The sequence below is a fragment of the Streptomyces violaceusniger Tu 4113 genome (genome assembly GCF_000147815.2).
In the GTDB taxonomy this organism is placed as follows: domain Bacteria; phylum Actinomycetota; class Actinomycetes; order Streptomycetales; family Streptomycetaceae; genus Streptomyces; species Streptomyces violaceusniger_A.
In genome coordinates, this window is sequence record NC_015957.1 from 4,503,635 (window position 1) to 4,530,221 (window position 26,587).

The 26,587-nt window shown below is 72.9% G+C and carries 20 protein-coding genes; 18 read left to right on the forward strand and 2 right to left on the reverse strand.

Annotated features, from left to right (window positions below):
• Positions 1 to 7: 7 nt before the first annotated feature.
• From STRVI_RS18930 to STRVI_RS19015, 18 genes are read left to right on the forward strand one after another with little or no spacing between them, the layout of a single operon-like run.
• Entirely contained in the window at positions 8 to 463 is a 456-nt protein-coding gene (locus tag STRVI_RS18930) for a phage tail protein (protein ID WP_014057285.1), read from the forward strand.
• A 1-nt stretch (position 464) separates the two neighbouring features.
• Positions 465 to 1,958, forward strand: coding sequence for a phage tail sheath family protein (locus tag STRVI_RS18935; protein ID WP_014057286.1), 1,494 nt, complete (start codon positions 465 to 467; stop codon positions 1,956 to 1,958).
• Complete coding sequence (locus STRVI_RS18940) at positions 1,955 to 2,473, forward strand: phage tail protein (protein WP_014057287.1); 519 nt, start codon at positions 1,955 to 1,957, stop codon at positions 2,471 to 2,473. Before STRVI_RS18935 ends, STRVI_RS18940 begins: the two co-directional genes overlap by 4 nt.
• 14 nt (positions 2,474 to 2,487) lie before the next feature.
• The gene (locus STRVI_RS18945) at positions 2,488 to 2,664 is read left to right on the forward strand and encodes a putative phage tail protein (RefSeq protein WP_251982664.1); all 177 of its coding nucleotides are present in this window, start codon (positions 2,488 to 2,490) and stop codon (positions 2,662 to 2,664) included.
• Positions 2,661 to 3,332 (forward strand): CIS tube protein, encoded by a 672-nt coding sequence (locus STRVI_RS18950; RefSeq protein ID WP_014057289.1) that lies wholly within the window; start codon positions 2,661 to 2,663, stop codon positions 3,330 to 3,332. The genes STRVI_RS18945 and STRVI_RS18950 overlap by 4 nt, the downstream gene beginning before the upstream one ends.
• Positions 3,333 to 3,342: 10 nt before the next feature.
• Positions 3,343 to 4,524: a phage late control D family protein gene (locus STRVI_RS18955; RefSeq protein WP_014057290.1), complete on the forward strand. Its 1,182-nt coding sequence runs from the start codon at positions 3,343 to 3,345 to the stop codon at positions 4,522 to 4,524.
• Between the two features lie 2 nt (positions 4,525 to 4,526).
• A complete protein-coding gene (locus STRVI_RS18960) occupies positions 4,527 to 5,222 on the forward strand; it encodes a phage baseplate assembly protein V (RefSeq protein WP_014057291.1) in 696 nt (231 codons plus the stop codon).
• Complete coding sequence (locus tag STRVI_RS18965; protein WP_014057292.1) at positions 5,219 to 5,641, forward strand: GPW/gp25 family protein; 423 nt, start codon at positions 5,219 to 5,221, stop codon at positions 5,639 to 5,641. The genes STRVI_RS18960 and STRVI_RS18965 overlap by 4 nt, the downstream gene beginning before the upstream one ends.
• Positions 5,638 to 7,587, forward strand: coding sequence for a putative baseplate assembly protein (locus STRVI_RS18970; protein WP_014057293.1), 1,950 nt, complete (start codon positions 5,638 to 5,640; stop codon positions 7,585 to 7,587). The genes STRVI_RS18965 and STRVI_RS18970 overlap by 4 nt, the downstream gene beginning before the upstream one ends.
• Positions 7,584 to 9,635: a putative baseplate assembly protein gene (locus STRVI_RS18975; protein WP_014057294.1), complete on the forward strand. Its 2,052-nt coding sequence runs from the start codon at positions 7,584 to 7,586 to the stop codon at positions 9,633 to 9,635. Before STRVI_RS18970 ends, STRVI_RS18975 begins: the two co-directional genes overlap by 4 nt.
• Positions 9,632 to 11,596, forward strand: a complete 1,965-nt coding sequence (locus STRVI_RS18980) for a phage tail protein I (RefSeq protein ID WP_014057295.1) — start codon at positions 9,632 to 9,634, stop codon at positions 11,594 to 11,596. The genes STRVI_RS18975 and STRVI_RS18980 overlap by 4 nt, the downstream gene beginning before the upstream one ends.
• 12 nt (positions 11,597 to 11,608) lie before the next feature.
• Entirely contained in the window at positions 11,609 to 12,865 is a 1,257-nt protein-coding gene (locus STRVI_RS18985; RefSeq protein WP_014057296.1) for a hypothetical protein, read from the forward strand.
• A 2-nt stretch (positions 12,866 to 12,867) separates the two neighbouring features.
• A complete protein-coding gene (locus tag STRVI_RS18990; protein ID WP_014057297.1) occupies positions 12,868 to 14,934 on the forward strand; it encodes a hypothetical protein in 2,067 nt (688 codons plus the stop codon).
• Positions 14,931 to 16,067 carry a hypothetical protein gene (locus STRVI_RS18995; protein ID WP_014057298.1) on the forward strand — a complete coding sequence of 379 codons (1,137 nt, stop codon included), beginning with the start codon at positions 14,931 to 14,933 and terminating at the stop codon, positions 16,065 to 16,067. The genes STRVI_RS18990 and STRVI_RS18995 overlap by 4 nt, the downstream gene beginning before the upstream one ends.
• 2 nt (positions 16,068 to 16,069) lie before the next feature.
• Positions 16,070 to 16,600, forward strand: a complete 531-nt coding sequence (locus tag STRVI_RS19000; RefSeq protein ID WP_014057299.1) for a hypothetical protein — start codon at positions 16,070 to 16,072, stop codon at positions 16,598 to 16,600.
• Entirely contained in the window at positions 16,597 to 18,489 is a 1,893-nt protein-coding gene (locus STRVI_RS19005) for a hypothetical protein (protein WP_014057300.1), read from the forward strand. The genes STRVI_RS19000 and STRVI_RS19005 overlap by 4 nt, the downstream gene beginning before the upstream one ends.
• A 5-nt stretch (positions 18,490 to 18,494) precedes the next feature.
• Positions 18,495 to 20,597, forward strand: coding sequence for an ATP-binding protein (locus STRVI_RS19010; RefSeq protein ID WP_014057301.1), 2,103 nt, complete (start codon positions 18,495 to 18,497; stop codon positions 20,595 to 20,597).
• A gap of 5 nt (positions 20,598 to 20,602) precedes the next feature.
• The gene (locus tag STRVI_RS19015; protein ID WP_014057302.1) at positions 20,603 to 20,911 is read left to right on the forward strand and encodes a hypothetical protein; all 309 of its coding nucleotides are present in this window, start codon (positions 20,603 to 20,605) and stop codon (positions 20,909 to 20,911) included.
• 404 nt (positions 20,912 to 21,315) lie between these two features.
• On the opposite strand, the gene STRVI_RS19020 is transcribed toward STRVI_RS19015, so the two are convergent.
• On the reverse strand, positions 21,316 to 21,945 hold the full coding sequence (locus STRVI_RS19020) for a hypothetical protein (RefSeq protein ID WP_014057303.1): 630 nt from the start codon (positions 21,943 to 21,945) through the stop codon (positions 21,316 to 21,318).
• Positions 21,946 to 26,577 (reverse strand): hypothetical protein, encoded by a 4,632-nt coding sequence (locus STRVI_RS19025; RefSeq protein ID WP_014057304.1) that lies wholly within the window; start codon positions 26,575 to 26,577, stop codon positions 21,946 to 21,948.
• Positions 26,578 to 26,587: the final 10 nt, after the last annotated feature.

Here is a 26,587-nt window from a genome sequence, read left to right on the forward strand (position 1 = left end):
GTCCACCATGCCGCCTGTGACCAGGGACGATCCGTACGCGTCCTATAACTTCAAGATCTTCGTGTTCAACGTCAGCGACGACGGGCTCGCGGTGAGCGGGTCCTTCACCGAGGCGAGCGGGCTGGAGCTGGAGATCCCGCCGATCGAATACCGCAACGGGAGCGAGGACATCACCGTCCGCAAGATCCCGGGACTGAAGAAGTTCACCAACCTCACCTTCAAACGCGGCATCACCGGCCACGCCGCCTTCTGGAAGTGGGTGGCCGACGCGCTCAACGGCACGGTGAAGCGCACCCACGGCTCGATCGTGCTGTGCGACGAGAACCGCAACGACGTGATGCGCTGGAACTTCGACCGTGGCTGGCCCACCAAGTACACCGGCCCGACGCTCAGCGCCACCAAGAACGAGATCGCCATGGAGACACTCGTCCTGGCGGTCGAGAAGCTGGAGATCGAAGTCTGACATGGCAGGCGAAGCGCTCCCCGGCGTATCCCTCGCGTTCGCGCCACGCGACTCCGACACGGAGCCGCTGCGCACCGATGTGGCGGCGTTCCTGGGCCGGCTCCGCCGCGGCCCGGTCGCCACTCCGGTCCGCGTGGAGAGCTGGAACGACGTCGTGGGCACCTTCGGGCCGCCGGAGGGCGCCTTCGCCACCCCGTACGCACTGCGCGGCTTCTTCGAGAACGGCGGCCGCACCGCCTGGGTGCTCCGCGTGTCCGGGCCGGCCACCACGGGCCGGACAGCGTGGACGGCCGGGCCGCTGAGCGGCTGGGACACCACGCGCTACCAGGTGGTCGCCACCAGCCCGGGCGCCTGGGCCAACGGCGGGCGCGTCGCCATCCGTTACCAGGCCAGCACCGTCGCCGGGCCGCCCACCGTGGGCGTACGGGTCATGATGCCCGGTGAGCCGCCCGAGACCTTCCCCGGACTGCCGCCCGCCGGGCTGGCCGACCGGCTGATCGCATCCCGCTACATCCGGCTGGTCCCGGACGGGCCGCCACCGCCACCGGGGCGGCCCGGCCCGATCTCGATGTCCTGGGACCTGACGCTCGCGGGCGGCGCCGACGCTGCGCCCACCCGCGACGCGTACACGGACGCCGTGGCCGTACAGGCCGAACTGCCGGAACCGGCGCTGGTGGCGCTGCCGGACCTGGGCGCGGACCTGTCCGGCGCCGCCCACACCGACGCGGTGCTCGAACTGCTGCGGAGCGTACAGCCGTTGCACGACCGCCTCGCCGTGCTGGACGTGCCGCCCGGGCTGTCCTCCGTGGACCAGGCGGTCGACTGGGTGGGCGCTCTCGCGGCCACCGGCGACAGCGGGCTGCTCGGCTGCGCCGCCGTCTACCACCCGCCGCTGCGCACCCCCGACGGGCAGGACGTGCGCACCGTCCCGGCGTCCGGCCACGTCCTGGGCGTCATCGCCCGCCTCGACGGCGAGCGCGGGGCGCACCACACGCCCGCGGGCGCCGTGATCCTGGAGGCGGTCGACCTCGCCGCCGAATACCCCGAGCCGCAGCAGATCCGGCTGTTCGACGCGGGACTCGACCTGATCCGCTGCACCCGCGGGCGGGGGCTGGTGGTGTGGGGCGGGCGCACCCTGTCCGCCGACCCGGGCACCCGCTACGTCGCCCACCGCCGGCTGGTGCATCTGCTGGTGCGCGCGATCCGGCGGGCGGCGAGCCCGCTGGTGTTCGACGTCAACTCGGCCGAGCTGCGGCTGACGTTGGTACGCGCGCTGACCTCCGTGCTCCTCTCGGCCTACCGGGCCGGGGCCCTCGCCGGCGCCCGGCCCGAGCAGGCGTTCCGAGTGGTGTGCGACGACACGAACAACCCGCCCGAGCAGGACCCGGGGCAACTGGTCTGCGAGATCGAGGTCGCCCCGGCCGTCCCCATGGAGTTCATCCGGCTGCGTCTCGTACTCGGCCAGGACCGAGGTCTGGAGGTGATCGAGGCGTGAGCCTGGATCCGCTGCCGAAATACCGCTTCCTGGTCACCCTCGACCCCGGCGACGCGTATCTGCCCGCCGCGCAGGCGCTGCTGCTGCCCCTGGCCGCCTCCGGCGCGTTCCAGGAGGTCACGGGGCTCGGCGCACAGCTCGAGGTGACGAGCTACGCGGAGGGCGGCCGCAACGACTCGGTCCACCAACTGCCCCTGCGCCACTCATGGAACCGGATCACGCTCAAGCGCGGGGTGGTGCGCGACCCGGGGTTGTGGTCCTGGTACCGGACCGGGCTCGCCGACTCGCTCGGCGCCCGCCGCGACGGAGCGGTGATCGTGCTCGGCCCGGACGGGGTGCCCGGCGCGGCGTGGGCCTTCCACGGCGGACTCGCCGCCAAGTGGACCGGCCCGGACCTGCACGCGGAGCAGAACGCGATCGCCATCGAGTCGCTGGAGATCGCGCACGAGGGGCTGACGAAGGTCCTGCAGGACGCCGCGGCGAGCGCCTTGCCGCGCCTGAGCCAAGGGAGGTGACCGAGGTGCCGAAGGTGACCATTCACCATCTCGAGGTCCGGTTCCAGGTGGACGGCGACGACGGCGCCGTGTTCACCCGCCTGTTCAACAAGCACATCCAGGCGTGGGCGAGGTTGTACGAGGACCAGTGCGCGCGCGCCCAACACACCCAGGGCGAACGCAGCTTCGGCGACGGGGAGGTCCACCTATGAGCGTGACGCCCGTGTCCTTCGCCCGACAGGGCGCCGCCAAGGCCCGGCTGGAGATCGTGCGGCCGGTGATCGCCGACGAGCGGCAGCGGCGGATCCCGCTGCGGTTCAACCCCACCGACTACAAGCTCAGCAAGAGCAACACCTTCGCCGAGATCACCATCCCCGGCCTGGAGACACCGCCCCTGCAGTACGTCCGCGGCGGCACGGAGACCCTCACCGTGCAGGCGCTGGTGGACACCTCCGACACGCTGGAGAACGTACGGAAGCTCTACGTCAACGCGGTGCGCAACCTGCTGCGGCCCGACAGCCGCGAACACGCCCCGCCGGTCGTCCGGTTCGTCTGGGACGAGGAGGTCTTCACCGGCGTCGTGGAGAAGCTGGACGTCAACTACCAGCTCTTCCGGCCGGACGGCGTGCCGCTGCGGGCCATGCTGGACCTCTCGCTCAAGGAGTTCCGTACGGCCGCCGTACAGGTCGCCGAGACCCCGCGCTCGTCGCCCACGGTGGAGAAGAGCTATGTGGTGCGCCGCGGCGACACGCTCAGCTCCATCTCCGCCGCACTGTACCGGCGGCCCGACGCCTGGCGGGAGCTGGCCCGCGCCAATGGCATCAGCGACCCGCGGGAGCTGCGGCCGGGCCGTGTGCTGACCGTGCCCCGGCTGCCGTGAGGAGCGCCCGATGAGCACCCCCACACCCGAGGTCGCGTCGCCCGACCGGTACGCGCCCGAGTTCGATGTGCGCATCGAGGGCCTGGAGATGGACCCGTCCACCAAGAACGACATCATCGACATCAAGGTGAACCGGGACATCGACGAGTTGTCCGGGTTCGACCTCACCCTGAACAACTGGGACGACGCCCATCTGCGGTTCAAGCACAGCGATTCGCCGCGCTTCCGGCTCGGCGGCCGGGTCTCGGTGCGGCTCGGCTACGCCGACAAACTGCTCACCGTCGCCACCGGCACCATCTCCACGCTCAGCCCGAAGTTCACCGACGGCGCGTCGCCGACCGTCCAGGTCAGCGGGGTGGACGGGCTGCTGCGGCTCAAGGACCGCAAGCCCACCGAGAACGAGACCAAGATCTACCGCAATCTGCCCGACTGGCGGATCGCCGAGCAGATCGCCCAGCGCAACCACCTGCGCATCGAGGTCACCAGGGAAGGGCCCACCCACGACCGGGTGGTGCAGAAGAACCAGGACGACGCGACGTTCCTGCTGGAGCGGGCCAAGCGGCTCGACTTCGACTGCTACATCCTCCCCGACGCCACGACCGGCGAGGACACGCTGTACTTCATCAAGCCGACCGACGGCCGCGATGGCCGCCCGATCCGGCTGTACCGGCTGGCGTACGCGCCGGGGCTGAGCACCGGCCCCACCGGCCGGCCCGCTGGGCTGATCCCCAACCTGATCGAGTTCACCCCGACCCTGACCGTCTCCCAGCAGGTCAGCAAGGTCACCGTGCGCGGCTGGGACCCCCGTGCCAAACAGCCGATCGCGTTCACCGCGACCGCCGAGAACCTTCCCGCCGGGCAGAACACGGCGGATGGGCAGAGCGGGCCGCAGGCCGCCGAATCCACTCTGCAGGGCCGCCAGGAGGTCGTGGTCGACGCGCCCGTCGGCAGCGACCAGGAGGCCCGCGAACTGGCGATCAGCCTGTTGCGCGAGCGGGCGTACGAGTTCATCACCGCGACCGGCAAGGTGGCGGGCCTGCCCGAGCTGCGGCCCGGCGACAACCTGGAGATCTACGGCCTCGGCCGCCGCTTCTCGGGCACCTACTTCGTCAAGCGGGTCGAGCACACCCTCAACACCAGTGGTTTCTTCACCCAGTTCACCGCTCGGCGGATCCATCAGGGGGACCAGTGACCATGAGGGGCACGCCACGCGCCCGCTCCACCGACAGGCGCTACTACGGCGTCGTCGAAGCGCTCGTGGTGGAGAACGAGGGCGATGACGAAGGCCAGGTCAAGCTGAAGTTCCCCTGGTTCGACGACACCACGGTCACCGACTGGGTCCGGGTCGGTCAGCTCTACGCGGGCGGCGGCTACGGCTCGGTGTTCGTCCCCGAGAAGGGCGATGAGGTGCTCGTCGCCTTCGTCCACGGGGACATGCGCTACCCGATCGTGCTCGGCGGCCTCTACAACGGCGAGGACAAGCCGCCGACCGCCCGCACCGAGGGCCGCGACCAGAAGATGATCCGGACCCGGCACGGCCATGAAGTGCTCCTGGACGACACCGAGTCCAAGGCCGCCGTACGCATCACCTCCGCCGCCGGACACGTGGTGGAACTGGACGACCAGGGCAAGGCGCTCCGGATCACCGCGGCCGAGGGCGGCAGCGTCACCGTGACCGCACAGGGCGAGATCACCCTCAAGGCGCCGAAGGTGACGGTCGACTCCCCCTCCATCGACCTCGGCGGCGGCGCCACCGAACCGCTGGTGCTCGGCAACGCGCTGCTCCAGGCGTTCAACACCCACGCCCACCCCTCCGCCGCCGGGCCGACCGGCCCGCCCACCCCGCCGCTCACCCCCGCCGTACTGGCCAAGAAGGCGAGGACGGCATGAGCGAGGAGTTCCTCGGGACCGGCTGGCGGTTCCCGATCCTGCCCGACGCGTCCGGGCGGCTCGGGTACGCCGTCGGGGAGGAGAGCATCGAGCACTGTCTGCGGGCACTGCTGCTCACCGGCACCGGCGAGCGGGTCATGCGGCCCGAACTGGGCACCCGCGCCCACGAGTTGGTGTTCGCGCCCGGCAGTGTGCAGAACCTGCGCGATCTGGAGCAGTCGATCGCCGCCGCCGTCCGTGACCATGAGCCCCGGGTGGACCTGGAGGAGGTCCGCGCGGAGGCCGACCCGGCCGACGAGTCGCGGATCACCGTCTCGGTCGTCTACCGCATCCGGCGCAGCAACACCAAGGCCAACCTGGTGTTCCCGTTCTACACCGGACTCACCGGACTCACCGGCTTCACCGGGGGCACCTCATGACCCTGCCCGCACCGAAGCTGGACGATCTCACCTGGGCCGACATGATGGCGGCCATCCGCCGCCGGATCCCCGCCGAGTCCGACGGCACCTGGACGCTGCACGCGCCCGTGGACCCCGGCGTCACCCTTCTCGAACTCTTCGCCTACCTCCTCGAACAGCGGCTGTACTGGCTCGACCAGGTGCCGGACGCGCTCGTGGTCGCCATACTGCGGCTGCTCGGCCTCGAACCGCCGCGCCCCGCCCGCCCCGCCGCCACCGTGCTGCGCCTCGCCGCCCGGCAGGAGGGCACCGACGTACCCGTGGTCCCCGCCGGGACGGCGCTGACCCGGGACCCCACCGGGCAGATCGTCTTCACCCTCGACGACGACGTGGCCGTCCTCCCGCTCGCCGAGGGCGGTGAGGTCACCGTGCGGACCGACCGCGACCGCACGGCGGACCTGCGGGCTCGCCGCGGCATCGCGCTGCTGGCGAGCGACGGCGCCCCGGCACAGGTCCGGTTCACCCTGCCGCTCACCGGGGCGCACCCCGCGCCCGGCCCCATCGGCCTGCTCGTCGAGCTGGACGCGCCCGCCGCGTCCACGCCCTCTTGGCTGCCCGGGGCGGTCGCCGACGTACCGCCTCCGGCGGAGCTGACCTGGTCCTGGTTCCGGCCGGGCACGGAGGTCTCCGGCGGATTCGCGAGGGTCGAGGACGGCACGGCCGGGCTCAGACGGTCCGGTGTCGTCCGGCTCCATCCCTCGGCCGGCTGGACCACACAGGACACCGGGCTCCTGGTCTCCACCCCGGCCGCCACCTACACAGCCCCGCCCCGGCTCCTCCAGCTCGCCGTCAACGTGTCCGCCGCACACCACCACACGTACCGCACCGCGAGCGGCGCCGACCTCCGGGACCAGATCGACGCCTGGCTCAGACTGCCCGGCCAGCACCTCATCCTGCCGGACGCCGCAGGCCGCCTCCTGGCGGCGACCCTGCGGCTGGCGGGCCGGGAGTGGCTGCCGGTGCCGGACTTCACCTTCGGCGCACCGGCCGACCGGATCTTCGTGCTCGACCGGGCCGAGGGCGCGCTGGTGTTCGGCGACGGACTCACCGGGCGCATCCCCCGCCCGGACCCGGACGCGCACATCGACTACGTCACCGGCGGCGGCCGGGGCGGCAACGGCGGAATGACCGGCAACTGGCTGCCGGCCGAGGACCCTCCGGCCCCGCCGGGGGCGGTCTCGGCCGCCAACCTGGTACGGGCCGAAGGCGGCGCGGACCCGGAGACGATCACCGAGGCGCGTCAACGCGCCGCCGCGTCCCTGGGGGAGGTGACCCGCGCGGTCACCGCCGACGACCACGTCACCCTGGCCCGTACGACACCGGGTGTCGCCATCGCCCGCGCCCACCCGGCCGTCGGCGAGCACCCCGGCTTCCCGTGCGCCACGGTGCCCGGCGCGGTGACCGTCCACATCGTCCCGGCCGCGCCCCGCGACGACCTCGCCCGCGAGGACTTCGTCGCCGCGCCGCTCCCCGACCCCGGCATGCTGTGCGCGGCCGCCGCCCGCCTCGAACAGACGCGGCTGCTCACCTCCGAGGTCTTCGTCCGCGCGCCCCGCTACCGCGAGGTGACGCTGCGCGTCACCCTGTCCGGCGACCCGGCCGACCGCACCCGCGTGTCCACCGCGCTCACCGCCGCGCTGCGCCGCTTCCTCGACCCGCTGGTGGGCGGTGAGGGCCAGGACGGCTGGCCGTTCGGACAGCCGCTGCGGCCCTCGGCCCTGCTGCGGGCCGCGCAGCGGTCGCTGGGCGACCTCGCGGACATCGCCGCCGTGGCGATCGGCCTGGACGGGGCCGAACCGGACGAGGAGTGCGACGAGGTGCCGCTCGGCCCGGGGGAGCTTCCCGTCCTGCGGACGGTCCACACCCGGATCGTGCCCGCCGCCCAACCGGGGGAGGGGCTGTCATGACCGGCGAGGTGTGGTGGGAGAAGGACGCGCGGGAACGGGAGAGGGAGGACGGGCGGATCGTGCCCGGCCCCGGACCGACCGGCGGCCGGCCCGAACTGGTCGACGCGACCCGCGAGGCCGTCCGCGCCGACGTCCGCGGCAGGATCGCGGGCTACACCCCCGACTGGACCGACCCCGACCGGCAGGACGCCGGTGTCGCCCTCGTCCGCCTCTTCGGCACCCAGGCCGAACCCGTACTCGGCCGCGTCAACCGGCTGCCGGAGAAGGTCCTGGCCGAGCATCTGGCGACGGCGGGCGTGCGCAGGCGCCCGGCCGGTGCGGCGGCGGCGCTGCTGGAGTTCACCGTCAACCCGCCGGACGGCGCCTCCGTGCTCGTCCCAGCCGGGTTCCAGAGCGCCGCCTCGACCCCGGCGGGGCAGGTCGTCTACGAGACGGATCAGGATCTGTACGCCACCCCGGCCACCCTCGCCGACCTCGCCGTCCAGGAGGCCGGAACGCTGCAGGCCCTGCCGCTGGGGCCGGCCGGGCCCAGCCGCCCCTTCGAGCCCTTCGGCCGCGACCCGGAGCCCGGCAACGCGCTGTGGATCGGACTCGCCGGGCCGACCGCCCCCTACCCGCGGCTGTCGCTGGGCTTCGTGGTCGTCGCCGCTCCCCCCGCTCCCGCGGCCTCCGGCGGCGCGGCGCCCCTGCCGCTGCCGCCCGCACCGCTGCTGCGCTGGGACGTGCTGGACGGCGCCCGGCTCGTACCGGCCGAGGTGATGCGGGACTCCACGGCCGGGCTCGGCGCCGACGGGACCGTCGAGCTGAGGATCCCGCGCTCCTGGGAGCCGGGCAGTCCGTCCGGCACCCGGCCCCGGCTGCGCTGGCTGCGGCTGCGGATCGCCCACGGCGCCTTCGCCGGACCGGCCCCGGTGCTGTCCGGCCTGCGGCTGAACGTGGTCGCCGCCACCGCCGCCCGCACCATCCGGGACGAACCGCTGCAGCCCGTCCAGGACCTCGCCGCGACCGGACGGCGACGCATGAAGCTCAGTCAGGTGCCCATCCTCGCCGGATCGGTGGTCATCGAGGTGGATGACGACACGGGCGGCGATGTGTTCGGCACCACGAACGGCACCTCGTCCCGGTGGCGTGAGGTGGAGAGCCTGGCCGGGTACGGCGCCGACGACCGGGTGTTCACCGTGGACCACGAGAGCGGCGAGGTGACCTTCGGGGACGGCGTCAGCGGCGCGGCCGTCCCGCCCGGCTTCCGCAACGTCCGCGCCGTGCGCTACCGCGTGGGCGGCGGCAGCGCGGGCGCCGTACCGGCGGGCGCGGTGAACGGGGTGGTGACCGCGCTGCCGTTCGTCACCGGCGTGGGCAACCCCTTCCCGGCCTCCGGCGGAACGGACGCCGAGCCCGACGCCGACGCCATGCGCCGCGGCGCCGGTGAACTGCGCGCCCGCGGCCGCGCCGTGGCCCCGGCCGACTACGGGCAGCTCGCCACCCGCGCGCCCGGCGCCTCCGTGGCCCGCGCCCGGGGCGTGCCCGGCCTGCACCCCGACTTCGCCGGGGTGCCGATCCCCGGCGTGGTGGGAGTCCTCGTCGTACCGCCGCTACCGCCGGGCGACGACGCGGGCGAACCGCCGGTCCCCACCGCCGCGACCCTGCGGGCGGTCGCCGACTTCCTCATCCGTGAAGCCGCCCCCGCCGGAGTCACGGTGGTCGCCGCCCCCGCGCCGTACCGCCGCGTCGCCGTGGAGTCCTGGGTCTCCCTCGACCCCGACCTCGACCGGGCCGCGGTCCTGGCGCGGGCCGGGGACGCGGTGCGCACCTATCTGGATCCGCTGCGCGGCGGGGAGGACGGCGCGGGCTGGCCGTTCGGCGGCGCGTTGCGCCACACGGCGCTGGTCCGGCGGCTGCTGGCGGTCGACGGGGTGCTGGCCGTCACCCGGCTCGCGCTCACCGTCGACGGAGTGCGCCGCCCGCCCTGCACCGACCACACCCTCCCGCCCCACACCCTGATCTGGCCGGAGCGCCCGCTGCTGATCCCGGTAGGAGACCGGCCATGACGTGCACCCCGCACCCCGCGACCTTCCGGCTGCTCGACGCCTACGTCGGCTGGGACGAGCCGACCGGCGGCGAGCCGGGCGTGGACGGCATCGTCGGCTTCGACGACCCGGCCGGTCTCCGGCTCGCCCACCAGGGCGCCGACCCGGAAGGACCCACCCGGAGCCAGCTACTGCCGTGGTTCCCCGGCCCCCGCCTCGCGCCCGGATGCGGGCCGTGTGGCTGGTACCTGCTCGTTCCCGGCGAGCGGCGGCTGCTGCGCCGCGATAGGTGCAGCGGTGCCTTCACCCCCGTCTGGCCTCCCGACTGCGACCCCGGCCCGCCGCGCGAACCGGTCTCCGTCGCCGCGCGCGGACACCGGCTGGCCGTGGTGGAGTCCGACCGGGTCCTGGTGTGGCGCCGCGAAGGCGAGCAACTCGCCGGTGTGATCCGGGCCGAGCGGCCCCGGTGGGCCGCCCTCGGCCCCGGCGACGACGTCCTGGTGGCCTGTCAGGGCGGCACGGACCTGCGGCGGTTCGACTCGACCGGCGGCTTCCGCGGTGTGCTGCGCACCGGCGCGCCCGGCGAGGTCATCGGCCTGCGCACCGGCCCGGAGCGGACCGTGTGGCTGCTCACCGACGACGGCGGACGGCTCGGGATCCACCGGGGCGGTCATGGCCGCCCCTTCCGCCCCGTCACCGTGGACGAACTGGCCGCGGCCCTGCCGCCGTCCGGGCTCACCTCGGCGGACGAGGACGGGTTCTGCCTGAGCGAGAAGGGCCCGGAGGGCCCCGAGAACGTGTGCTTCACCTGGCAGGGCCGGCCCCGGGACCCCGCGCCGCCCGCCACCGACGCCTATGTGACCAGCGGGTCGTACCTCACCACCCTGATCGACAGCGGCATCTCGCGGTGCCGCTGGCACCGGGTGCGCGTGGACGCCGAGGTGCCCGCCGGGACGGCGGCCGCCGTCGAGATCGTGGTGAGCGAGGACGGGCGGTACGAGGAGAGCGACTGGCAGGCGTCGGCTCCCGGCGCCACGGACTTCCTCGTCGACCAGCCGCCCGGCCGCTTCCTGCGGCTGCGGCTGCGGCTGTCGGGTGACGGCGGCTCGACTCCGGTCGTCCGCCGGATCCGGCTGGACTTCCCCCGGGTCACCAGCGCCGATCTGCTGCCGCCCGCCTTCCGCGAGGACCCCGCTGCCGACGACTTCACCGAGCGTTTCCTGTCGCTGTTCGACGCCACGCTCGCCCAGCTCGACCGGGTGATCGAGCGGTATCCGTCGCTCCTCGACCCGGCCGGCATCCCGGATCAGGCGCTGCCGTGGCTGGCCGGTCTGCTGGGCCTGTCGTTCGAGGCGGGCTGGGACGCCCGCACCCGGCGGGCGCTGCTGGCCGCGGCCCCGGAGCTGTACCGGCGCCGGGGCACACCGTGGGCGCTGCGGGAGGCGGTGCGCATCGTGTTCGGGGTGACTCCGGTCGTCGACGAGCTGGCGACCGACCGCCGCTGGGCATGGCTGCGCGAGGCGCGGCAAGCAGGCGGACCGGCCCAAGGGCTCGGCGCCGTGCGGCTGTTCGGCCGGTCGGCGAGCCGCTTCCGGGTCGGCGGCACAGCACTGGGCGCGGCGCCGCTGCGCGCGTTCGGCACACCGGACAGCGACCCGTTCACCGTGCATGCGCACCGGTTCCGGCTGCTCCTGCCCGCCGGATCGGCGGACGTGGCGGCGCTGCGGCGGCTGGTGGAGCGGCAGGCGCCCGCGCACACGGTGGGGTCGGTACGCACCGGCGGCGCGGGGTTCGTGGTCGGTTCGCGGTCCACGGTCGGCGTGGACACCGCGTTCGTCCCGCTCCCGGCGCCCGTACTGGGCGGTGCGCATCCCGTGCGGCTGAACCGCGACGGGGTGCTGAGGCCAGGACCGAGAGGGTTGCGCCGAGGGGTAGGCGTGGGAGTCGTCTCCGCCGTCGGCATTCAGACACAAATGTCGTGAGAGGACGGGGCGATGACCGAGCCAGGAACACCGAGGACCGAGGAGTTCGACGCGCCACCACTGCGCCGGCTGCGGTACTTCCACGGCCAGATGCTGGGCGCACGGGACTTCCAGCGCGAACAGGAGTACCACCGTGAGAAGTCGAGACTGCGCATGCGCTGTCTGCTCGGCTACGGCGTGGTGTGCGGCCTGCACGTGGAGCCGGTGCCGCGGGACGAGGACGACTGCCCGCCGGACGACGATGGCGAGGAGTCCACGCGGCCCGGGGAGAGCGCGGAAGAGGGCGGTACCGAGCCGGAGCGCACCCGGCGCAGGGCCAAGGTGCGGATCACTCCCGGTCTCGCCGTGGACTGCGAGGGCAACGAGGTCGTGGTGCGCGGCGGGTGTGTGATCGACCTGTGGAAGGCGCTGCCCCCGCACGAACGGGACACCGACACCGTCTGGGTCGGCATCGAATACGCCGAGCGGCCCGTCGAGCCCACCCGCGCCGTCTACAACGACGCCTGTGCGGACACCTCCGACTGCGAGTTCGGCTGGACGGAGGAGTGCTACACGGTGCGGGTCACCGGGTGCGAGCCACCGGTGGACGAGCGCTGTGACACCTGCTGCTCGGCGTGCGAGCACACGGTGCTGTGGCTGGCCAGGATCGACCGCGTCGACTGGTGCGAGCCGGTGCGCCGCGACCAGATCCATATGAACGTACGCCGCCCGTTCGGCCGCCATCTGCCCACGGTGATCACCGGTATCAACTGGATCCACGGACACACCTACACCATCGACGAGGCCAAGGACCTCCTCGGCACCCAGAACGAGGACGGCGGGCTCGTGGTGCGGTTCTCCGCCGACGTACGGTCGGACACCCTGCGGCCCGGCGTGGTGGAACTCCAGGTGATCGAGGGCGGCAGCGGCCGCAACGCCTCCACCTGGTACATGGGCGGCGCCTTCACCGAACCGGACCCGGATGCCGACGAATGCGACGAGTTCACCCGGGAGTTCCGCTACCGCCAGATCACCCGCGAGACGCTGCAGGACGGCGACCGCGTACTGATCACCGTCCGCGCCGCGTTCCTCCTCGACCGCTGCTGCCGCCCGGTCGACGGCACCCACGTCGGCGGACGCGTCCCGGTCATCCACACGGGTGCGACCTTGTCGGCCGCGCACGGCGACGAGTGCTGCGACCTCCCGCCCTCGGGCATCGGGCCCTGGACGTCCGGCACCGGCGCGGGCGGGGACGTCTTCGAGAGCTGGTTCTTCGTGAAGGAGCGCTGATCATGCGAACAGACTGCGGATGCGGCTGCGGTGGCGACGCCACCCGGACCTCCGCCTTCGTACGTCCTCGCTTCTTCGCAGGGCAACTGCTGACCGAGGACGATCTCAGCCTGCTGGTCGAGTACACGACGGCGAAGGCCAGACTGCACAACCGCTCCCTGTACGGGCCGGGCGTCATCTGCGGCCTCGGCGTCACCTGCGACCCGTGCGGCGGCGGAACCGTGGCGGTGCACCCCGGACACGCGCTGGACTGCGCCGGAAACGACATCGTGGTGCCCTGCACCGAGCGGGTCGACGTCCAGGCACTGGTGCGCGAGCGGCGCATCAGCGGCCTCGGTGTGGACTGTGGGGAAGACTGCGCCAACAACGCCGATGACGGCGGGCGCCGCTACGGGCTCTACGTGCGCTACCGGGAGCTGCCCGTCGAGCCGGTGGCCCCGTACGCCACGGAGGAGCCCTGCCCCTCACCGGGATGCGTCCCCTCCAGGATCCAGGAGGGGTCCCAATTCGTCGTCAAGTGCGACGACTTCGAGGACCACCGCCACAACCCCGGCACCCGGCTCCTGATGAGCCTCGGCGACCTCGCACGGGCCGACCGGGCCCGCACCCGCGACCGGCGGCTCGGGTACTACGCCGACGCGCTGACCGTCGCCTCGCTCGCCACGGGCCGGGCCTTCCGCTTCGACGCCGCCGACGCGGGGCGGTACGCCACCGCCCTCGCCTGGCTGCGCGAGAACGCGGGCGGGGAGGGCCCGCCCTCCCCGCCGACGGCCCGCGAGATGACCGAGCACGTGCGCGCGCTGGCCGCCGCCGTCGCCCGGTACGACACCTACGACCCGGCCGGGCAGGAGCAGCTCGGGAGGGACTACCCGGACCTCGCCACCGTGCGGGAGGCCCGCGGCGTCCTGGGCACGGCGTGCGAGCGGCTCAGGGGCGCCGACATGGAAGCCTCGTGGCCGGACCCGCTGCGCCGTACGATCGCCCACGCCGTCGTCACCGAGACCGCGGCCCGCGTCGTACCGGAGCGGGGCGACCCGGACGCGCCGCTGGAAGTACGCATGCTGGCCCAGGGCACACCGCTCGCTCACGCGCTGCGGGTGGAGTTCCGCGCGGACCTCGGCCTGATCCGGGGGTGGCTGCTGTGCCGGCTGGACCAGGCCGCCGACCTCGCCGACTGCGCGCTGCGCACGGACGTCGCCGCCGCCGACGTACCCCCGCTGCTGCCGCCCCCGCCGCCGGACAGCACCGAGAAGGCGACCGTCGCCGAGGTGCAGCAGATCGCGGAGGCGGCCACGGCTCTGGGCACCGCGCTGCGCAGGTTCCTGACCGACGCGGCGTGCGCCACGCTCAACCCGCCGTGCGGTGACTGCACCGACACCGATGTCCTGCTCGCGCGTCTGGAACTGGACGGCTGCGATGTCGTACGGGTCTGCTCGGCCACCCGGGAGCAGGTGCTGCCGGGCGGATCGGCGTACGGCGAGTGGCTGCCCAAGCTCTACCGGCTGCGGGAACTCGCCGAGCGCGTGTGCTGCCTGCCCGTGCCCCAGCACCAGAAGCCGACGCTCCCGTCCGAGGGCCCGGTGGCGCGCCCGTACCCGGACGACCTGCTCGGCGACTGGCCGCGCACCGGGGACCTGGAGGAGATGCTGTCCCTGCTGCTGACCCCCGCACCCGGCGAGACACCGCCCAAGGCGCTGCACGAACAGGTCTACACGACCCCCAGCGAAGTCACCGACAGCATGCAGGAGCTCGCCCGGCTCAGGACCCAGGTCTTGGACCTCACCGCCGCCGTGGAGGGGCTGCGCGCCCAACTGGGCAGCGCCCGGACGCACATGACCCAGCTGGAGGGGCAGGTGCCGGAACGGCTCGGGCCCCGCCTCGCGGACCTTGAAGGCACATCGGACCGAGCGGCGGACCAGGGACCGGATCAGGGACCGGATCAGGGACCGGGCCAGCCGGACCAGCCCGACCAACCTGGCCAGGCGCCGGAGCAGGGGGACGAACCCGCCAAGCCCCCGGCCAAGCGCAGCCGGTCGCCCCGTACCCGGAAGCCCGGTGAGACGCCATGACGGGCCCCCTGCGCCCCGCCTTCCACGAGGGCCAGGTGCTGGCCGCCGCGGACCTGTCGGCCACCGTGGAGTACGCGCGCGCCGGGGCCGCCCGGCACGCGCGGCACCTCCACGAGTGGGGCATCGTCGAAGGGCTCGGCCTCGCCACCGAGCCCCGTACCGACCCGCTGACGGGCGTCCGCCATGTCGAGGTGAGCGTCTCGGCGGGGATCGCCGTCGACGGGACGGGCCGCGAAGTGGTCGTCACCGAGCCGGTCGTGCTGCGCGAGAGCGACTTCGAAGAGGTCAACGGCGCGGACCAGTCGACGGACGAGCCCTACCCGGTCTTCCTCACCGCGGCCGACCGGGAACCGGCCCAGCTTCCGGGGCCGGTCTCCTGCTCCGGCAGCGCCACGAAGACCCGGGTGGAGGAGTCGTACCAGATCCTCTTCGGGCGTCGCGGCGACGAGCGGCTGGCGGCGGAGCAGCAGCCGCCCGCGATCGGCGCCCCACCGGCCGACCCGCCCGCCCGCTGGCTCGTTCTGCTGGGCTATGTCCACTGGGCGGACGGCCACTTCAGCGGCGTCGAGACCACGGCGCGCGGCGTCGCGGCGCGGTTCGCCGGAGTGCGCGCGGACACCGTCTCGGCCCGGTCGGGCGCGCTGACCCTGCGGACCGGCACGGAGGCCGAGGAGGGCAAGCCCGCCCTCGTCGTGTCCGGCGGCGATCGGCCCACCCTGGTCTTCGGCCTCTACCAGGGCGGCGGCGCGGTCGCCCCGCTGATGACCGTGGCGGCCAACGGCAACCTGACGATCGAGGGCAGCTTCAGCGGCCGGATGCCGGCCGGCAGCACGCTGGTGACCTCCGGGACCGCCACCGACGGAATGCTGCTGCCGCTGCCGTCCGGCATCACCCCGGAACAGGTCGCCGACGGGCGGGTCGTGATCCATGCCCATCTCACCCCGCGCACACCGCCCCTCGGCGGCACGACGCTGTACAGCCCGGTGGAGGCCACCGTGGACGGAGACCGGCGGGTCCGCTGCCGGGTGCGCCTGTACGACCCCCTGAAGGCCACCCCCGAGGTCGTCGAACAGCCCGGTGCGGTCGACTTCCTCGTCCTGGCGACGGTCGCGCCCACGAACGGCGGTGGCTGACCATGGCACTTTCCGTGGTGTACGCCATCGACACCGGCCACGTCGTGGGCGCGCTGGCCCTGACCGGCGCCGGTGCCCCGGACGAGGTGGCCGCGCTCGTCGGCCGCGCACTGCCGTTACGCGTGTCTCTGGACGGAGGCCGCGTCGCGACCCTTCCGCTCAGCGCCCGGGACCTCGCCGTGGCGGCCGTGGACGACGAACCGGCCGCCCTCGCCGAGCCGTTGGCCTTCGGGGTCGAGATGACGCCCGAGGGCAAACCCAAACCGGCGCTGGTGCGGCTCGCCTCGTGGACCGAGGGCATCGCGCTGGCCACGGACGGGCTCACCGTCACCGTGAAGGTCGCCGTGGCCCGCCCCACCCCCGTGGTCGCCCTGGTCTCCGACGAGCAGGACACCCATGTGCTCGCCGGGGAGATCCCCGCACAGCAGACCCAGGGGAAACTGCCGGTGACCCTCGTGGCGGGCAGCGTGCACGGTGTGCTGGTGCTCGCGGCCGGCTGGGCGGGCCACCTGGGGAAGGTGAGGGTGACGTGAGCGCGCCCACCGCGCCGACCGTCGGCGGCACCGGCGGCACCGGCGGCACCGGCGGGACCGGCGACGAGGGTGAGCCCGGCGAGATCACGGTGCACCGGTGCACCGTGACGGTGGTCCGGCGCGGTGGGTGGAGCTGGGGGCCCGAGCCACGCGGTCTGGTCCGCCAGGTGGTCGAGGCCCTGCCGGAGTTGCTGGCGGACCACTTCGCCGAGCGGCTGGCGGCCGACGGGCCGGATGTGGAGATCACCGAGCCGCTGACCGTCACCGTCCGGCCGGGCCGGGACGGCTGGTCCGGCCGGACGGCGGGCGGCGGGCCGCCCGTCGAGGTCCACTTCGCGCCGGTGCCGATGGTGGAGGTCCCCGCCGAGGCGCCCGACACCGACGCCGTGTCGTTCGAGGAGTCCTTCGCGGCGGCGCCGGATCCGTGGACCGCCCCGAACGCCGCCGCGCTCTTCGCCGAACTCGCGGAGCGCGGCGAACTGGACGCGCTGCTCGCGCTGTTGCCGGACGCGTCGGTACGGGCGTATCTGCCGGCCCTGCTCGGCGTGGACGACACGGCGGCCGCCCGGCTGCTCGCCGAACTCGTCGGGCGCGCCCTCGCGGCAGACCCTCCGCCCGCCGGTCCGCACGGCGAGACCGCCCGTCCCGGGCCTGCCGAGCCGCTGCCCGAGCGGCTGCGCGCGGCGGTCGCGGGCGCCGACGCGGCGGACCTGCCGCGGCTGCTCGCCGACTTCCTGACGTCGGCGGACCGCGCGGAGGCGGTACGGCTGACCCGGCCCCCGGCCGGTCCGTACGACCCGGGCGCCGAGGAGCCGTCCGGCGCGGCGGGCGGCACCGGCGCGGTGGGTGGTGCCCCCGCCGGGGCGAGCACCGCCGCCGGGGTGCGCACCACCGGTGAGGTGCAGGTGTGGTCCGCCCTGCCCTTCCTGCTCGCCGGGCCGCTGGCCCGCATCGGATACCTCGACGCGATCGGGCCAGCCCTGTCCGGTGTCGAACTGGCCGAGGACGCCCCGCTGTTCGCGGCGGCCCTGGCGTACAAGGTGCTGGGCGCCACCGCACGCGGCTGGCGGCGCGCCGAACGGGACAGCGAGGCCGCGGCCGCCTTCGCCGGTCTCTCCCCGCCCCTCGACGAGGCGCGGCTGACCGCCTTCACCCGCCAGGTGCGCCCCGCGCTGCCGGTCCTCGACGGCGTCCTGGCGCTGGCCGTGTGCCGCGGCCACGACCCCGCCGACCCGCTGCTGCTCACGGGCGCCGACGACGGGCTGCTTCTCATCGACGCCCACGGCATGTTCCCGATCGCCTGGGCCGCGGAGGCCGCCGGGCTGCTGCCGCACTGGCAATCGTGCGGGCGGCCGCCCGTGCTGCTCTGCGACGGGCCCCTGCCCCCGGGCACCCTGCGCGACCTCGCCTCGGCGGGCGTGCCGTTCCTCACCGGCGTACGGCCGCTGCGCGGCGACCCGGTGGCGCGGCTGCCCTGGCGCACACCGCTGTGGAGCGCGCCGGGCGCCGCACCGGACCTGCGTCTCGCCGCGGAGCTGCCCGCCCACGCCCGGCGGTGCGCGGGCCTGGTGACCGCCCTGGTCACCGAGCGCCGGGCGGTGCCGCTCGCCCAGGACGGCGGTCTGGAGCGCACCGTCACCCTGGCCGCCGCGCTCGGCCTGTCCACGATCGCCTGGACGCTCTGGCGCGAGCGCGAGACCCCGGATCCGCTCCTGGCCCTGGGCCGCTTCGCCGACCTGGCGGCCACGGTGCGGTTCGAGGCCGCGGCCGTCCGGGTGCGCGTCCCGATGGGACGGCGCCATGCGGACCTCCTGCGCGGCGGCCTGCTCGCCGATGTGCCCGACGTGGCCTGGCTGGGCGGCCGGACCCTGACCTTCTCGGCCGGGTGAGGCACATGGGCGAACCAGCGCTTGAGCATCTGCGGATCCGGCTGGCGGGCCTGCACCGGGCGCTCAGGACCGCCGTCGAGCGCCAGGCGGCGCTCGCCGCCCGGCTCACCAGGCCCGACCTCACCCCGTACTGCGTGACCGACGAACAGGTCGACGTGCTGCTGGGCGAGGTGCACGCCTTCGCCGACACCATGGCCGAGCCGTACACCCCCCGGCAACCGGAGCCGGAAGCCGAACGGGACCTGAGGCGGCGCGCGTCCGCCGGGGGCACGACCCTGCCGCTGGACGCGCTCGCCACCCGATTCGGCCTGACCCGCGCGGAGCAGGACGCCCTGCTCCTGGCCGCCGCGCCCGAACTGGACCGCGGCTATGAGCGGATCTACGCCTACGTCGTGGACAACCTGAACCGGCGGCTGCCGAGCGTGGAGTTGCTGGTGGCCGTGGGCGCGGACCATGCGGCGGCCCGCCTCACCCTGCGCCGCTCCCTCGGTCCGGCCGGGCCACTGCGCCGGTACGGCCTGCTGCGCGCGCACGGCGAGGCCGCGGTCGAACTCGCCCAGGAACTGGTCCCCGGCCCCGGGGTGTTGGACTTCCTGCTGGGCTGGGGCGGGGATGTGGGACTGCTCGGCCACGACCCCGGCGAGGTCGCACCGCCGGAGCCGCGCGTGCTGTCCCCGTACCTCTCCTCGGACCGGCTCATCCGGCTGGGCCGGGCGCTGGGCTCCGGCGATCTCGACCTGGCCGGGCTGTGGGGCTGCCCGCCCGACGGCCAGCTCGACGCCGTACAGGCGCTGGCCCGGGCCGCCGGAGCGCCGCTGCGCACCCTGACCGCCGACCCCGAGGCCGATCTGCGGACGGCCGCCGTGCTGGGCGCCGTGCTGTGGATCCCCACCGACGACCTGTACGGCGAGCAGCAGCGGCCCGCCGCCGACGCGGTGTCCGCCGCGCTGCTGCGCTCGCGTGTGCCGGTGTGCCTGACCGGCCTGAAGCCCTGGCGCCCGGCGGGCCTGCTCGCCGCGCGCACGTACGCCGAACTCACCGTGCCCGTCCCCGGGTTCACCGAGCGCCGGGCGATGTGGTCGGCCGCGCTCCCGGACCTGAACGGCACCCTCCTCGAAGACCTCGCCGTCCGCTACCGGATGAGCGGCGGCGAACTGCGCGCCGTCGCCTCGGTCGCGGACGCCGGGGCACGCCTGGCCGGCAACGGACACCCGGAGCCGGTCGCCGACCACGTCGAGCCCGCCATCGCCACCGTCACCCGAGGCCGCGGCGGCAGCGCCGTGCACGCGATCACGCCCCGGCGCACCGTCGGGGACCTGGTCCTGCCCGATGTCCAGTTCCGCCAGATCCTGGAGATCGCGTCGGCCTTCCGCGCCTGGCCCCGGATCGCCGAGAGCTGGGGCTTCGCCCGCCGCTCGGGGCACGGCGGGGTCAAGGCGCTCTTCACCGGGGAGCCCGGAACCGGCAAGACCATGTCCGCCGAGATCGTCACCGGCATGCTCGGCCTGGAACTGCTCAAGGTGGACCTCGCCCAGGTCGTCTCCAAATGGGTGGGGGAGACGGAGAAGAACATGGAGATCGCGTTCCGGCAGGCCGAGGAGAGCCAGGCCGTGCTGCTCTTCGACGAGGCCGACGCCCTGTTCGGCAAGCGCGGCGAGGTGAAGCACGGCACCGACCGCTACGCCAACCTGGAAGTCGGCTATCTGCTGCAACGCCTGGAGGCCAGCGACGGCCTGGTCATCCTGACCAGCAACCTGAAGGACAACATCGACCCGGCCTTCACCCGGCGCTTCCACTTCGTCGTCCACTTCCCCCGCCCGGCCGCCGCCGAACGCCGCAGACTGTGGCGCCTCGCCTTCCCCGAGGAGGCCCCGCTCGCGCCCGACGTGGACCTCGACGCCCTGGCCCGCCTGGACATGACGGGCGCCGCCATCGCCGCGGCGGCCCGCACGGCGGCACTGGCGGCGGCGGACGGAAGCGGCGACACGATTGCCATGCGCCATGTCGTACGTGGTGTGGCACGCCAGTTCCAACGCGAGGCCCGCCTGCTCCGCCCGGCCGAACTGGGCCCGCACGCCCATCTGCTCGACGACGGAACCCCGCGGTGAAGCCGATGCTGCCCACCGAACCCCCGCTCCCCCTCCACCGCCTGGTGGCCCCGATCCCACCGGCCCGCCCCCGGGAGGTCGCGGCCGCCACCCACCAGGTACCGGCTCCGGCGCCGGTACAGGCAGTGCCGGTGCCGGTGAGCAACGCGACGGTGGCCCACGGCATGCACGCGCCGGCCAAGACACCACCGACTGCTGCCCAGGACCAGCTCGGCAACGCAGCCACAACCAAAGCGGCCGCACAGGCGACCCCGGCTGCACCGCTGCTCGTCATGCCGATGAAGACGCGTTGCGAGGACGCGCCGAGTCGGTAGCCGCAGAGAAGCCGAGGGGTCGGCTGCCTGCGAACGAAGGTAGTCGAACGCCAACTTATAGGCCCCGACGTCTTCTGCATCGTCCAGATACAGGCCACGACGACGCAACTCGAGTCCAGAGGCCGCCGTAGGCGTTCTTGGGGCGGCCGGCCTTGCGTGCCGCGACCGCTTCGGGCGTGGGGGCGAGGGCGACCAGGTAGAGGGGTCTGTTCGTCACGGCGTCGAGGTAGGCGTCGAGGCGCTTGCGGAGGACCACGTCTTGGACGGCGACGGTCCATCCTGCCTGTGCGTACAGATCTGCGAGCGCGGCGGATGCTTGGTAGCGCAGTCGCAACTGTGCCGTCGCCTCAGCGGTTGGCTGGGGCGTGAACTCCTCGCGACCGGACACGATCATCCGCCGGAAGCTATGCCTCGACCTTGCGCCGCAGCTCCTCGACCCGCTCGACCAATTCTCGTGCCGCTCCCAGAAGCTCCTCCTCGGCGCCGGGGTCCCAGTCGCTCACCTGACGCTCCGTCTCGCGCAGTTCCTCGAGATGAAGTTCCTCCAGCACCGTCATCAGGGATTCGCCCCGCCGTTTGACCCTGTCGCGACGAGCGGTCTTCTCTCGCAGCCTGAAGACGGTCGGCCGCCCTGCGGCGAGCTCGGACAGCCGGTAGCAGAGCACCTCCTTGTTTTCCCAGGATGGGCTCTGCGTGCCGAGCGTGTAGCCGAGAGGTAGGAGATCGGGGTCGAGCGCGAGGAGCTTTTGCTCCGTCCCGTCGGATGGGTCCGGGGCGGCCACCGGACCGCCCCGGGCCGGTGGGACGGCCAGCCACCACGGCTGATGGGTGCACACGAGCAGGAGGCCGAGACGCCACAGGTCGGCCTCGGCGAGTACGAGGAACTCTCTCGGCAGGTCGACTCCGTAGCACTCGCGCATGACCTCCGGCACGGACAGACCATTCTCGTACAGGGCGTGCGCCAGACTGGCCATCGAGGAGTAGTCCTCGCGGGACGCCTCCGCCCGCAGCTGCCGGAGTGCGGACTCGTCCACTTACTTCTTCCCCGCTTCCGTGTTCTTCGCTGCTTCCGCGTTCTGCATGGCCTCGGCCTTGGCCTTCTTCAGTAGGAGGGACAGCTTCCGCCAGACGCTCTTGAGTTCGTCTGCAGTCAATGCGGTGATGATCTCGCGCGTCATGGCTTCCGCTCTCACGAGGATGTCGTGCAGTCTTTGCTCCCCGGATTTGCGGTTCGCCTGCGGCGGGAGCTTCCCGAGGTATTCCCGGACTGATTTTTCCATGGTCGCGATGCGTTGCTGGATCTTCGGGTCGTCCACCGTCAGGTCCGGGTTGTCGACCATCATCTTGACGGTGGCCTCCACATGAGAGAAGACGTCCGCCCGAACGAAGTTCTTGGCCGGGAGGCCCAAGCCCTGGTTCGCCAGGAAGAGCTCGTTGGCCAGCACTTGCGCGTTTGCCATCGACTGCGACTGCAGCATGATCGCGTACGCCATGTGGCGTTTGCTGCGCGTGCTCAGCCCGCGTACCGCGAGTTTGCGGCCGAGGTCGTTCAGCTTCGCGTCGGTGCTGACGGACGCGCTCTGGTCATGGACGATGGAGAAGGCGCTGCCGTAGAGACGCAACAGCCACTTGCGGAAGCTGCGCCCTTCCCCTTCGCCGAAACCAAAGGGAAGTTCGTCCTTGGCCGCTGCGTCGGCCCGATGCTGCATCATCTGGAAAACGCCGTTCCGGCGATTCTCGTCCCAGACCTTTACCAGGGTGTTGGGCTCGGTGGGGTACGTCATCTCCGGGATGTGCCGGGCGACGGCCGCCCGGACCGCCCGGTCGATCGCGTTGGCGAGCTGCGTCAGCTGGACCACCCGCTCCTGCGCACCCTCCTCCCACTTGAGCTCCTCGAAGTCATAGCCACCGACGATCAAGACCGGGTCGCCGTCGATGTTGCGGAGGATCTGGTCGTATGCGGCCAGTACGCCGCGGCCCTTGGGGGCGCGGACGCCGCCGTCGGGGTCCTGGCTCAGGACCTGCACCTGCCGGTTGACCTTGCTGAGGACGGATACCGCCTGCTTGGTGTGCGAGGACGTGAAGACGTGTCCGCGCAGGAGCCCGTACGGTACCGCCTTCGCCCGCTTGCTGCCGATGCCCTTCGCCTCCTCGGCACGTGCGGCTGTCTTGTGCGCGTTGTCCAAGCCGTCGTACGCGTTTTTCACCGTGCTGAACGGAGCGGTCTTCTTGCTGTTGATGTCGAACCATTGCGGAGTCCAGACGAAGCCAAACGCGATCATGCGCAGCTTGTCCGGGCGCACAATCGCCCCCAGTGCCTGGGAGATCGCGGGGACGCCGCTCTTCGAGCGAGTCGGGTCCAGGCGTTCGGCGGAGTTGACGCCGATGATGACGGCGGTCCTGGCCCAGGCCACCTTCTTTTCCGGAGAGCCGGTCCATGCCTCTTCGAGATAGCGTGCGGCGATCCTCGGCTTTCCCTTCACCTCGTTGGGTGTCGCCACCATGGTGATGACGAAGGCGGCCGGATGCTTCTCCCGCATGGGGGGGTCGATGTCGTGAAGAGCGCCGGCCGACACACCGGCCTCGGTGAGCTCGGTCGACGCCGTGGCTTTGCCGATTTTGTAAGGGAAGAGCGTCTTGAGTGGGGTCTTTTTCTTGGGATTGATAGAGACGGTGATGAAGTAGGTATTTTGGGCCGATTTTCCGAGTTCGATGCGGGAGAGGCCGTGGCGCGCTTTGATGGCCGGAAGCCCTCGCCGTATGGTCTCCTCCGTCGCCGACTTGGCGTCCAGCAGACGCATCGCCTCGCGTACGGCGGCGTCGAGGGCCCGCAGCATGTTCTTCTTGGACCGTTTGCCGGGCCGCTTCCTCTTCGGGTCGCGCCGCCGCTTGGGCCTGCGCCGGTCGGGACGGCGCCGCTGGTCCGGACGCTTCCGTCGGCGTGGGCCGCCCGGCCGCTTCCGGTCCGGGCGGCGCTTCGGTTTCGGCTTGGGCTTCTTCTTGTCGAAGGCGGACTTGATCTTGGACCACAGCTTCTTCACCAGGCCCACGATCTTGTCGATCACCCAGTCCACCGCCCGGTTCACCGGTTTGGACATGGCCTGGACGATCCCCTTGACGCGGGACGCGATCCCGCCCACGCCCAGGATCGCGGCGAGGACGCCCAGCAGGACCGGGATGGAGCGGGCCAGGGCCTGCTCGATCAGGCCAGGGACGCCGCCCTGGCCGCCCCTGGCGATCGCGATGACCGCGTCGAGCACGGCGTTCACGAACTCGAAGATCTGGCGGGCCTGGGTGACGATGAACCGCACGATGTCGATGATCAGCTTCACCGCCCGCACGAACGCCGACGCGGGATTGAGCAGCGAGATCACCCACATGATCCCGGCGACGACGATCGTCGGCGTGACATAGGCGATGACCTTGTCCAGCAGGTCCTTGCGCAGATCGCCCACGCGCGTCCTGAGGTCGTCCCACATCCCGGCGACGCCCCGCTTGCGGACCTCCGCGACCAGCGGCACCGCGGTCTCGGCCGCCGCGACCGCCGGTTCCATCTTCGGGACCTTGCGGACGATCCGGGCGCGGATCGACTGCCAGGTCAGCCCGAGCAGGGAGGCGAGCATCTTCAGGACGCCCTGGGTGTCGAACTTCGCCGGCAGTTCGATGCCCGCCTCGGCCGTCTTGCCGAGCAGCCAGGACAGGATGCCCTGCTGCAGATGGCGGCCGATGTTCCGCAGGAACTGCCGCAGACCGGTGCCGATGGCCGAGACCAGGTTGCGCAGGAAGCCGATCGGGTCCTTGAGGATCAGCATGACCGCCGACGCGGCCTTGGCGAGGACCGACAGCAGCAGCCGCTTCAGCTCCAGGATGGTGTTGATCACGGCCTTGACCGCGTCCACGGCCTTGGCCACGAGGCCCTTGTTCTTCTCCTTCTCCGCGGCGATCTCGTCGTCGACGGACGTGAGCGCGTCGGTGTACTTGGTGGCCAGCGTGTCGACGAGCTGGGTGCCCTTGTCGTCCACGGACTGGGTGAGTTCATCGAACTTGTCGGTGAACTCGGCCGCCGCCTGTTGCCCGATGGACCGCAGATCGGCCGGGAGTCTGCGGACCGCGGCCTGCAACTCGGACCGGCCCCGCGCGATGCGGTGCTTGGCCCGGTTCAGCTCCGCGCCGATGGTGTCGGCGACGTCCGAGATCACCTGCCGCATCCGGCGGACGTAGTTGTCGCGGGCCTCCTCGAAGATCTTGTCGGCTTCGGCGGGCAGCCCGGCGAACTTGTCCCGCACCCAGCGCAGTTTGCCCGTCACACCCGAGTACCGGCGGTCCTTGTACTCGTCCATCTTCCGCTGGTGCTCGGCGGTGAACGCGTCCCGCGCCGCCTTCTCACCCCTGCCGAACTGGTCGTCGACCAGCTTGTCGAGGCCGTCGAGGATCGCCTCGACGTCCTTCTTCATCGTGTCGAAGACCCCTTGCAGAAGCGTCGTGACCTGGGTCCGCTTCTCCTCGTCCCGGCCCTTCGTGCCGCCCTTGCCCCGGTCGACCTGCTGCCCGGTCCGCGCCCGCTGGGCGCCCATCGCGCCCATGGCGGCCGCGCCGAGCCGCTTCGCCTGCGCGGTGGCCGCGTTCAGCTCCTTCTTCTCGTGCCCGCGCATCCGGCCGGGAGCCGTCTCGGAATGGCGCTCGGCGGCCTTCTTCGCTCCCAGCGCCTCCTTGAACGTGGGCTCGTTGGACTTCTGCAGTTGTCCCTCGGTGACCTGCGCGCCCACCATCCGCTGCTTGAGTTTGGCGGGGCCCGCGGACATATCGGTGGCCGACGCCGGCAGCTTGTCCGGTACGGCGTTCGCCGGATTCGGCGTGCCGGGGGCCCCAGGGGGCCGGTCCGAGGCCAGCGGCACGACCTTCTTGGGCACGGCCGCCGAGGTATCCGGCGGGGCGGCGGTCGTGGTGGCGATCTGCTCGGCCGAGTCCGACTTGCCCTCGCCGACCTTGCCGTGCACCTCCGCGCGTACCTCGTCGGCCTTGCCGGAGTCGGCGAACTTGTCGGCCTCGTCGAGGTTCTTCGGCGCCTTCTCGGCGATCGCCTTCTCGACCGCCCTGATGAACGCGTCCTTGTCGAAGTCCTTCGGCTTGGCCTCGTTCATCTTCTCGGCGTTGGCGGTCTTGCCCTGTGCCTCTTCGTCGTCCTTGGGCGACCGGGCGGCGTCCTGCGCGGCCCCGGCCTCCGTCCTCGGGGGCGGGTGCGAGCTCGCGACCGAGTGCTTCTTGTGCCGTACGTCCTTCTTCAGCGTCGCGAACTTCGGATCCGCGCCCGGGCCGGGCCGTGCCTTCGTCTCCGGCGCGGCGGTTGAGGCCGCGGGCGCCGACTCCGCCGTGTCCACCGGTGGTGCCGGTTCGGCCGTGGGCGGCTGCCGAGGGCCGGGCTCGGTACGGCGAGCCGCCGCGACCGCGCCATTGCCGACCATGTCCTGCCCGGCAGGCGGTAACCGGGCGGAAGTGGGCGGCAGCGCCGCCGGGCCGCGTCCGCTCGACAAGGCGGCCGTCACCGCCGCGTTGGACGGAGGGAACTGGGGTCGTGCGGGGTCGTGTACTTCCGGCCGATCCTGTGTGGGGACAGGCACCGTCTTCGACACCCGGGGCCGCTGCGCGAGAGCCTTCGGCGGTGGCATCGGACGGAAC

Coding starts and splice junctions, on each gene's coding strand:
- STRVI_RS19015 (WP_014057302.1), top strand. CDS start 20,603: ATGCTGCCCACCGAACCCCCGCTCCCCCTCCACCGCCTGGTGGCCCCG.
- STRVI_RS19010 (WP_014057301.1), top strand. CDS start 18,495: ATGGGCGAACCAGCGCTTGAGCATCTGCGGATCCGGCTGGCGGGCCTG.
- STRVI_RS18950 (WP_014057289.1), top strand. CDS start 2,661: ATGAGCGTGACGCCCGTGTCCTTCGCCCGACAGGGCGCCGCCAAGGCC.
- STRVI_RS18935 (WP_014057286.1), top strand. CDS start 465: ATGGCAGGCGAAGCGCTCCCCGGCGTATCCCTCGCGTTCGCGCCACGC.
- STRVI_RS18965 (WP_014057292.1), top strand. CDS start 5,219: ATGAGCGAGGAGTTCCTCGGGACCGGCTGGCGGTTCCCGATCCTGCCC.
- STRVI_RS18960 (WP_014057291.1), top strand. CDS start 4,527: ATGAGGGGCACGCCACGCGCCCGCTCCACCGACAGGCGCTACTACGGC.
- STRVI_RS18975 (WP_014057294.1), top strand. CDS start 7,584: ATGACCGGCGAGGTGTGGTGGGAGAAGGACGCGCGGGAACGGGAGAGG.
- STRVI_RS18930 (WP_014057285.1), top strand. CDS start 8: ATGCCGCCTGTGACCAGGGACGATCCGTACGCGTCCTATAACTTCAAG.
- STRVI_RS19000 (WP_014057299.1), top strand. CDS start 16,070: ATGGCACTTTCCGTGGTGTACGCCATCGACACCGGCCACGTCGTGGGC.
- STRVI_RS19025 (WP_014057304.1), bottom strand. CDS start 26,577: ATGCCACCGCCGAAGGCTCTCGCGCAGCGGCCCCGGGTGTCGAAGACG.
- STRVI_RS18955 (WP_014057290.1), top strand. CDS start 3,343: ATGAGCACCCCCACACCCGAGGTCGCGTCGCCCGACCGGTACGCGCCC.
- STRVI_RS18985 (WP_014057296.1), top strand. CDS start 11,609: ATGACCGAGCCAGGAACACCGAGGACCGAGGAGTTCGACGCGCCACCA.
- STRVI_RS18995 (WP_014057298.1), top strand. CDS start 14,931: ATGACGGGCCCCCTGCGCCCCGCCTTCCACGAGGGCCAGGTGCTGGCC.
- STRVI_RS18980 (WP_014057295.1), top strand. CDS start 9,632: ATGACGTGCACCCCGCACCCCGCGACCTTCCGGCTGCTCGACGCCTAC.
- STRVI_RS18970 (WP_014057293.1), top strand. CDS start 5,638: ATGACCCTGCCCGCACCGAAGCTGGACGATCTCACCTGGGCCGACATG.
- STRVI_RS18990 (WP_014057297.1), top strand. CDS start 12,868: ATGCGAACAGACTGCGGATGCGGCTGCGGTGGCGACGCCACCCGGACC.